The following is an 8,481-nucleotide window of genomic DNA, read 5'->3' as shown; positions in this document are numbered from 1 at the left end:
AAGGAGCCTTTCCGTTCGACTTGCATGTGTTAAGCACGCCGCCAGCGTTCGTCCTGAGCCAGGATCAAACTCTCCAAACAAAAACCAAAAAGGCAGTTCAGAAAAATCTGACCTAACAAACAAAAACACCAAAAACTGGCATCACAAAAAAAACCACACCCCAACACGGGAAGTCAGAGCATGGCAAAAAACCAACAAACAAAAACCACCAAACACACTATTGAGTTCTCAAACAACATATCCCGTCCGACCGCGCAAGAAGGCCGCGGCGAAAAGCCGCGATCTCTCGTGCGGGCAGCTGAGATCTTCCACCGAAGTGGTTGACCTCTGGGAGTCGGCCGCGCTCTCCGGGCTGGGCCCGTGTCGCAGCGACTCCGATAAGTTACGTCAGGGATAACTCTGAGTCAAATGGGCTGCTAGAGCGTGTTTTTCAACCCGGATCCAGCGTGCGCACCCAAGGTGCGTCGACTCCGAAGATGTTCAACGCCGACCACCGACGGTTTGTTCCCGGCCCGGAAAAATCGCCCTGAACTGCACAAATGCTTGCGCAATCAACCAACACGCTGCACCCCGGCGATGTTCCGCTTGCCCCGCCGCAGCACCAGCCACTTGCCGAACAGGAAGTCCGACGGCTGCGGCACCCATTCGTCTGTGGTGATCCTCACGTTGTTCACCGACACGCCACCTTCGGCGACGGTTCGCCGGGCCGCCCCCTTGCTCGCCGACAGCCCGCTGGCCACCAGAAGATCGGTGATCGTGTCCGGCCCTCCCGGCGCCAGTTCGGCGACCTCGTCGTTGCCGGCCTCGCGCAGCGCCGCCGCCAGCGTGGCCTCGTCGAGGTCGGTCAGCTCCCCGCGCCCGAACAGCGCCCGGCTGGCGAGTTCGACCGCGGCGGTGGCCGCCTCGCCGTGGATGAGGTCGGTCAGTTCACGCGCCAGGCATCGCTGGGCCGCCCGCTCGTGCGGGCGCTCGGCGGTGGCCTGCTCCATCTCGGCGAGCTCGGCTGCCGACAGGAAGGTGAACCACCGCAGATACGGGATCACGTCGGCGTCCGCGGTGTTGATGAAGTACTGGTACCAGGCATAGGGGCTGGTCATCGCCGGGTCCAGCCACAGGCTTCCGCCCCCGGTGGACTTGCCGAACTTCTTGCCCTCGGAGTCGGTCACCAGCGGCGTGGTGAGTGCGTGGACCGTCGCGCCGGCCTTCTGCCGGACCAGCCGGACGCCGGCGATGATGTTGCCCCACTGGTCGGACCCGCCGATCTGCAAGCTGCACCCGTAGCGCTGGTGGAGTTCCACGAAATCGTTGGCCTGCAGCAGCATGTAGCTGAACTCGGTGTAGGAGATGCCCTCCCCCTCGAGCCTGCGCCGCACGGTGTCGCGGTCGAGCATGACGTTGACCGAGAAGTGCTTGCCGACGTCTCTGAGGAATTCGATGGCCGACAGTTCCCCGGTCCACGACAGGTTGTTGGCGACCAACGCGCCGGTGGGCGACTCGTCGAACTCGACGAAGCGCTCCAACTGGCCGCGGATGCGGTCAGCCCAGTCGGCGACGATGTCGGCGGTCTGCAGGGTGCGTTCGCCCACATCCCGCGGGTCGCCGATCATCCCGGTCGCTCCCCCGGCCAACACGATCGGCCGGTGGCCGGCCTGCTGGAACCGGCGCAGGGTCAGCAGCGGGATCAGATGTCCGGCGTGCAGGCTCGGCGCGGTCGGGTCGAACCCGGAGTACACCGTGATCGGCCCGGCGGCCATCGCTTCGGCCAGCGCGGCGCGGTCGGTGGACTGAGCGATGAGCCCACGCCATTCCAGTTCGTCGAGGATGTCGCTACCCACGCGGTCGATCTTTCCGTATCAGTCACTGTCGCCGGGAGCCGGTGCCCGCGGACTGCGCCGATACGCCGACACCTCCGGACATCCGTCCAGCCACAGCCGCCACGGCCGATCCGCCGCTTTGCTGACACCGACCCGGGGGCCGGCGACACCCGGACGCGGCGACGGCGCGGCGAGCTGAACCGGCGAGCGTGGATCGAACAGGTCGACGCCGTTGTCGTCCATCGTGATTCCCAGCGCGGCGCACAGGTTGCCCGGCCCGCGGGCCAGTGCGGCCGGCCGGACCTGCGAGCCCCTGCGGGCGCGGGCCACATCGACACCGTCCCGGATCACCGCCGCCCGCAGCAGTACCGCACCGGCGACGCCGTCGGTGCCGCACACCACGTTGGCGCACACATGGATGCCGTGGCTGCGATAGGTGTAGAGCCGTCCCGCCGGGCCGAACATCACCGCGTTGCGCACGCCCGGCCCCCGGAACGAATGCGACGCCGGGTCGGGCCACGGCCCGTCCGCGGGACCGCCGTATGCCTCCACCTCGACGATCAGGGCGCTCACCCCGCGACCGCTGACCACCGATCCGATCAACCGTCGGGCCGCGCCCAGCGGCTCTCCGGACAGCGATTCGGCACCCATTGCAGCGATTCTGCCCGGGACCGTTGACAACGCCCACCAAGAAACGCAGTATTCATCACATGATGAGTTCATCGAGCGATGAATTGCTTCACGACGGAGCCGAGCCGGCGGTCGTCATCGACCAGCTGCGGGTGATCCGCGGAAAACACGAGGCACTGCACGACTTCTCGGTGCGGATCGCGCGGGGCACCATCACCGGCCTGCTCGGCCCCTCCGGCTGCGGCAAGACCACCCTCATCCGCAGCATCGTCGGCACCCAGATCATCGCCTCGGGCACCGTCTCGGTGCTGGGGAAGCCAGCCGGCAGCTCCGGGTTGCGTCGCCGGGTCGGGTACATGCCGCAGGACCCGACCATCTACAACGACCTGCGCATCGTCGACAACGTCCGCTACTTCGCGGCGCTCTACGGCGCCGACGACACCGATGTCGACGCGGCCATCGACGGCGTCGGTCTCGACGATCACCGCACCGCGTTCTGCGCCGACCTGTCCGGCGGCCAGCGCACCCGCGTATCGCTGGCGTGTGCCCTGGTCACCCGACCGGACCTGCTGGTCCTCGACGAACCGACGGTCGGGCTGGACCCGCTGCTGCGGGTCGAGCTGTGGGAGACGTTCCACCACCTGGCCCGCAGCGGAACCACGCTGCTGGTGTCCAGCCACGTCATGGACGAAGCGGACCACTGCGGCGACCTGCTGCTGATCAGAGACGGCCACCTGCTGGCCCACACCACCCCCGCGAAACTACGAGAGGACACCGGATGCAAGTCCCTGGAGGAAGCGTTCCTGTCCGTCATCCGGCACACCACCACGCCCGCCGCCGGATAACGCCGCAGGCCTACACCGCGTCGACGACCCGGATACTGCGCCAGCTCGCCGCAGACCATCGCAGCGTCGCGATGATCCTGCTGGTGCCGGTGCTGGTCATCACGCTGATGTATTTCATGTTCCAGAACGTGCCTACCCGTCCGGGCGCGCCGTCGCCGTTCAACACCGCCTGCCTGATTCTGCTGGGCCTGTTCCCGCTGTTCGTGATGTTCCTGATCACCTCGATCACGATGCAGCGCGAGCGGGCGTCGGGCACCCTCGAGCGCATCCTGACCACGCCGCTGCGCCGGCTGGATCTGCTCGCCGCCTACGGCACCGCGTTCTCCATCGCCGCGGCCGCACAGGCCATCGTCGCGTGCAGCGTGTCGTTCCTGGTTCTCGGATTCGAAACCCAGGGCAGCTGGGTCTGGGTGTTCGTCATCGCCGTCATCAACGCCGTGCTCGGCGTCGGATTGGGGCTGCTGGCCAGCGCATTCGCCCGCACCGAGTTCCAGGCCGTGCAGTTCATGCCGGTCTTCATCGTCCCCCAACTGCTGCTGGCCGGCATCATCGTGCCCCGCGCCCAGATGCCCGGCTGGCTGGAGTGGATCAGCAACGTCATGCCCGCCAGCTACGCGCTCGAGGCACTGCAGGAAGTCGCAGCACACCCCGAACTGACCTCCACCGCCATCCGCGACATCGTCGTCGTCCTCGGGTTCGCCCTGCTGGCGCTGGGCCTCGCGGCCGCCACGCTGCGTCGACGGACGCCCTGAGCCGTTGGCCGGCGACCAGAACCGACGCAAGCCCGGCCGACCGCCGGGGGCGTCGGAGACGCGTGACCGCATCCTTTCCAGCGCACGGGAACTCTTTGCCCGCAACGGCATCGACAAGACCTCGATCCGTGCGATCGCTGCCGACGCCGCGGTCGATCCGGCCCTGGTCCACCACTACTTCGGCACCAAGACCCAGCTGTTCGCCGCGGCGATCAAGATCCCGGTCGACCCGATGACGATCATCGGGCCGCTACGCGAGGTGCCGGTCGACCAGATCGGCCGGGTACTGCCGTCGCTGCTGTTGCCGCTGTGGGATTCCGACGTCGGATTCATCGCGACGCTGCGGTCGGTGCTGAGCGGAAGCAACGTCGACGAACTGTCGATGTTCCGGTCGTTTCTGCAGGACGTCATCACCGCCGAGGTGGGCAGCCGCGTCGACGAACCCCCGGGCTCCGGGCGCCTGCGGGTGCAGTTCGTGGCCTCACAGCTGATCGGCGTCGTGATGGCGCGCTACATCCTGGAACTGGAGCCGTTCCGGTCGCTGCCGGTCGACAAGATCGTCGACACCATCGCGCCGAATCTGCAGCGCTATCTGACCGGCGACCTGACCGAGCTGTTCTAGGACGCCGCGGCGGCCAGCAACCGCTGATGCTCGTCGTCGTCGACGCTGACCGCCTCGTCGATCAACAGCACCGGGATGTCGTCATCAATGCGGTACCTGCGGTGCAGCCGCGGGTTGTACAGCGAGTCCTCGACGTAGAGCAACGGCCCCCGATCGTCGGGGCAGACCAGGATCTCCAGCAGGGTCGGATCGAGCGGCATCGACTCAGCGGCCGGGCATCGGGAAGATCGTGTCGCTGTCCTGCTGCATCGGGTTACCCGGCTGCCAGCCGGGGCCTCCCGGGCTGCCGGGGGTGGCGACCGGCGGGGCCCCGCCGGACGGCTGCTGGATGCCCGCCCGATTGAACTCCCTGCGCTGATAGGTCAGCGTCTCCTGCAGCGCCTCGATCAACGGGGTCTGGTTCGGACGCTTGTCCAGCGCGTCGACCAGCGCCTGCGCGTTGCCCCGCGATATCCGCACGCCCCGCTTGCGCAGCGTGATGACCTGCTCGATCAGCTTGGACACCTGACCGCCGCCGCGGCCGGTCTCGTACTCCTGCGAGATCATCATCAGGACCGCGTCCGGCGAGATCGGACGTTGCCTCTCCTCGGTCGACGAGGACGAGGACGAATCAGAGGGCTGGGCCAGCGCCGTCGGCGCTGCCACACCCATGGCGAGGCCGCCGACCAGCGCCGATGAGGCCAGGGTGGCCACTGCTGCGCGGCGCCAGGTGTGTGGTGACATCATTCCTCCTAGTGGACGGCGCGTCCGACTACCCGACGCGAAGTCGCCAGAGCGACCCTAACAGGGCCCTTCCGAGCGGGCATCACAGTGCGCTCCCGGCGATCTCGCTTCGCACAGCCACGGTCAATCGCTTGTACCGATGGGTATCGGGGTCCAGATACCAAGCGTTACGGGCGGGCTTCGGGATGCCCTGCTCCCGCAGCGGGCCGGCCAGCGGCCGGTAGGTCGCGGTCAGCGTCATGTCGGCGACGACGTGCACGATGTCGGGTGCGGCACCCACCGCCAGATCCGCCAGCGATTCGGACAGATCGGCCGACGGAATGGTGCCGCCCGGCCGCAACGCCAGCGCGGTGACCGCGACGGTCTCGTCCCCGTTGACCACGCCATAGGTGACGGCCATGTCCACCGCCCCCAATCGGCCGACCGCGTCGTTGACCGTCGCCGCGAACACCGGGCCACGTGCGGTGTGGATGACGCCGGCACGGTTGTCCACCAGCCAGTAGTCACCGTCCTCGTCGCGGCGGAACAGGTACTCGGTGGACACCCAGGTGTCGGCGGGGGCGAACACTCCCCGTTTGACCGAGGCCAGCGGATCGACCGGGCCACGCGGGCGGGCCAGCAGCACACCCACCTCGTTGGCCTCGGCCCGGCGCACGAAGCCGTGCTCGTCCTCGAGGATGAGGTTGTCCTCCGGGTCGTAGGCGGCCAGCGCGATGTCGCCGCCGCCCGGCAGCGGTCTGCCCTTGCTGCCGACCTTGGCGCCGGAGACGTTGGCCAGCACGGCCTGCCCGTCGGTGGTGGCGAAGAACTCGACGACGTTGGCCGGCTGGAACACGTCGACCACGCGACGCCACAGCCCCGCCGGCATGCCCGCGCCGATGAACAACCGCACCGGGTGGCTGCCGGTCAGCGAGAAGGCGGGGTCATCGATGACCTCCCGCAGCATCGCCCAGGTGTAGGACACCACGGTCACCCCGTACTGGCGGATCTCCTGCAGGAACCGATCGGGCCGCAGTTCGCGCGACAGCGCGATGCGGGCGCCGCCGACCACGGCGCCGCCCAGACTGACCAGCAGACCGGACTGGTGGTGCAGCGGGGTGAGGCAGTACACCGTGTCGCTGCGGGACAGGTTGGCCGCCGAGGCGGTGCCGAACGCCGACAGCGCCCACCGGTAGTTGGTGATCTGGCGGGCCACCAGTTCGCCGCTGATGGTGCTGAACCCGATGAACGCCAGGTCCCGCGCCAGGCCCGGGTTGGGCCGGTACCAGCCCGGCAGCTCCACCAGATCGGGATCGATGCGCTCCATGTCGATCACCTCGGCGACGTGCGCGGCGTCGTCGGAGGCACCGAGGTGCAGATCCCGGGATTCGCCGCCACCGAGCACCAGCACCCGCGACTCCAGCGTGCGGGCCCGGTCGAGGTTGCTGGGGTCGGTGATGATCTCGGTCACCGCGCCGAGGCGCGCCGCGGCCGCCAGGTCGGCGTCCGGGGGCATCAGCACCGCGACGGCACCGAGGCGGGACAGCGCGGCGATGGCGACCAGCGCACTGGGCCGGGTCTCCATCAGCACGCCCACCCGGGCGCCCTGCCGTACCCCCACCTCGATCAGGCCGCGCACCACGTTGTTGATGCGACGATCCACCGCCTCGTAGGTGTGCACCCGCCCGTCGAAGAGCAGCGCCTCGCCGCCGGGGGCCTCCTGCGCCTGCTCGCTCATGATGCGGCCCAGCGAGATCCTGGTGTGGTCATTGACCTGACCCAACCGGGCCAGCCGGGGCAGCGTTCGGGCCGTCTCGACGGCCAGCGTGCGCGCCGACTTGTTGGCGGCGACCAGCGCGTCGGCCGCCGAACGGGCCAGGCTGAACGCCATCTCGGTGGCCGCCGCGCCGCTGTGGGCCAACCGGGTGGCCAGCGTCACACCGCTCTCGCTGGTCTCGGCGGGCTGCAGCGGCATCGGGGTGACCCCCTCGGGCATCGGGTCGCCCTCGTCGAGCCAGCGCACCCAGGCCGCGACGGTCGGCCAGGTCTGGGTGGCCGCCTTGGAACCCACCACCAGACCGAAGTGTCCCGCGCGGATCAGGTACTCGTAGCAGTCCGCCTTCTCGGCGGCCCGTTTGATGCCCCGCACCGCCGCCGGCTGACCGATGTCGTCGACCTCGCCGATGACCGCCAGCACCGGGCAGCTGATATCCGACAGCGTCACCAGGTCACCGTGGATCGAGAAGCCGCCGGTCATCATCCGGTTGTGCGCGATGAACTGCTTGAGCAGCTCCGAGATCGCCGGACCGGACCACGCGATCCAGCCCTCCGAGGCCAGGAAGCGGCGCTGCTGCTCACGGGGCAGCAGCGCCTCGCGGTCGTGCAGCTGAAACAGGAAGTCCAGCCGGGACTGGGCGGTCTTGATCGGGTCGAGCATCTGGAACCCGGTACGGGCCAGCCAGCCCGGGATGTCGATCCGGCTGAAGACGTGGTCGGCCATGAAGTCGGCGGCCGCCGGCGCCAGGCTGGCGGGCAGGTTCATCGGCATCGCGGCCAGCGTGTCGACCGGTGCGCCGAAGCCGATGATGCTGGCCAGGTCCTTGGACCGGCGGTAGGCCGCGGTCTGGTAGGCGAACATGCCGCCCTGTGAGTAGCCGGCGAGGTGGATGTCGCGGCCGGTCACCGTCTTGACCGTGTCGATGGCCTCGCTCAGCGCCACCACGTGGTCGGCCAGGGTGCGCTGCATGCCGCCCTCGATCTTGTCCGGCGAGCCGAAGTCGATCACCCACGGGTCGATGCCCGCCCGGTGCAGGATGCCCGCGGCGCCGTCCTCGCGGGTGACGTCCCACATGTCGGCCGACATCATCATCGGGTGCACCATCAGCACCGGCGGGCCCGCCGGTCTGGCTCCGGGGCGGGCGTCGGGCGGGAAGTACCGGCGCAGCCGGTACATCGGGACGCTTTCGATGATCTGGAACGGGGAGGGCACCGCGCCGGTTTCCAGCCCGCCGTACCTCAGCACCTCCAGACCGTTCTGGGCGGTGGCGAACAACCGGCCCACCGGTCTGGTTATCGCCGAGAGGTCCACCACGCGCACTCCCCTATCCAGCCGGCTC

At 68.6% G+C, this 8,481-nt stretch carries 8 protein-coding genes and 1 rRNA gene; 3 read left to right on the top strand and 6 right to left on the bottom strand.

The features are described 5' to 3' along the window. The 3 genes from ACXAID_RS09910 to ACXAID_RS09900 all read right to left on the bottom strand — a co-directional run. Positions 1 to 80, bottom strand: a 16S ribosomal RNA gene (locus ACXAID_RS09910); the annotation flags it as partial. Positions 81 to 551: 471 nt separating this feature from the next. Further along, positions 552 to 1,835, bottom strand: a complete 1,284-nt coding sequence (tyrS, locus tag ACXAID_RS09905; RefSeq protein ID WP_475022028.1) for a tyrosine--tRNA ligase — start codon at positions 1,833 to 1,835, stop codon at positions 552 to 554. Between the two features lie 18 nt (positions 1,836 to 1,853). Then, positions 1,854 to 2,465 carry a DNA-3-methyladenine glycosylase gene (locus tag ACXAID_RS09900; RefSeq protein WP_475022027.1) on the bottom strand — a complete coding sequence of 204 codons (612 nt, stop codon included), beginning with the start codon at positions 2,463 to 2,465 and terminating at the stop codon, positions 1,854 to 1,856. A gap of 59 nt (positions 2,466 to 2,524) precedes the next feature. Here ACXAID_RS09900 and ACXAID_RS09895 point away from each other — a divergent pair, with 59 nt between their 5' ends. From ACXAID_RS09895 to ACXAID_RS09885, 3 genes are read left to right on the top strand one after another with little or no spacing between them, the layout of a single operon-like run. Beyond that, on the top strand, positions 2,525 to 3,289 hold the full coding sequence (locus tag ACXAID_RS09895) for an ABC transporter ATP-binding protein (protein ID WP_475022026.1): 765 nt from the start codon (positions 2,525 to 2,527) through the stop codon (positions 3,287 to 3,289). Next, a complete protein-coding gene (locus ACXAID_RS09890; RefSeq protein WP_475022025.1) occupies positions 3,223 to 4,041 on the top strand; it encodes an ABC transporter permease in 819 nt (272 codons plus the stop codon). The genes ACXAID_RS09895 and ACXAID_RS09890 overlap by 67 nt, the downstream gene beginning before the upstream one ends. Positions 4,042 to 4,045: 4 nt before the next feature. Beyond that, positions 4,046 to 4,663 carry a TetR/AcrR family transcriptional regulator gene (locus tag ACXAID_RS09885; RefSeq protein ID WP_475022024.1) on the top strand — a complete coding sequence of 206 codons (618 nt, stop codon included), beginning with the start codon at positions 4,046 to 4,048 and terminating at the stop codon, positions 4,661 to 4,663. On the opposite strand, the gene ACXAID_RS09880 is transcribed toward ACXAID_RS09885, so the two are convergent. From ACXAID_RS09880 to ACXAID_RS09870, 3 genes are all read right to left on the bottom strand, one after another. Then, positions 4,660 to 4,863 carry a Trm112 family protein gene (locus ACXAID_RS09880; protein ID WP_475022023.1) on the bottom strand — a complete coding sequence of 68 codons (204 nt, stop codon included), beginning with the start codon at positions 4,861 to 4,863 and terminating at the stop codon, positions 4,660 to 4,662. The two genes, ACXAID_RS09885 and ACXAID_RS09880, sit on opposite strands and share 4 nt — an antisense overlap. A gap of 4 nt (positions 4,864 to 4,867) precedes the next feature. Beyond that, the gene (locus tag ACXAID_RS09875; protein WP_475022022.1) at positions 4,868 to 5,386 is read right to left on the bottom strand and encodes a hypothetical protein; all 519 of its coding nucleotides are present in this window, start codon (positions 5,384 to 5,386) and stop codon (positions 4,868 to 4,870) included. An 82-nt stretch (positions 5,387 to 5,468) separates the two neighbouring features. Next, positions 5,469 to 8,456 (bottom strand): acyl-CoA synthetase, encoded by a 2,988-nt coding sequence (locus tag ACXAID_RS09870; protein ID WP_475022021.1) that lies wholly within the window; start codon positions 8,454 to 8,456, stop codon positions 5,469 to 5,471. Between the last annotated feature and the right edge of the window lie 25 nt (positions 8,457 to 8,481).

The sequence above is a fragment of the Mycobacterium sp. ABE4_509 genome, from assembly GCF_056160785.1.
The sequence above is the reverse complement of the archived record's forward strand: the minus strand, read 5'-3'. Positions and strand labels throughout refer to the sequence as shown.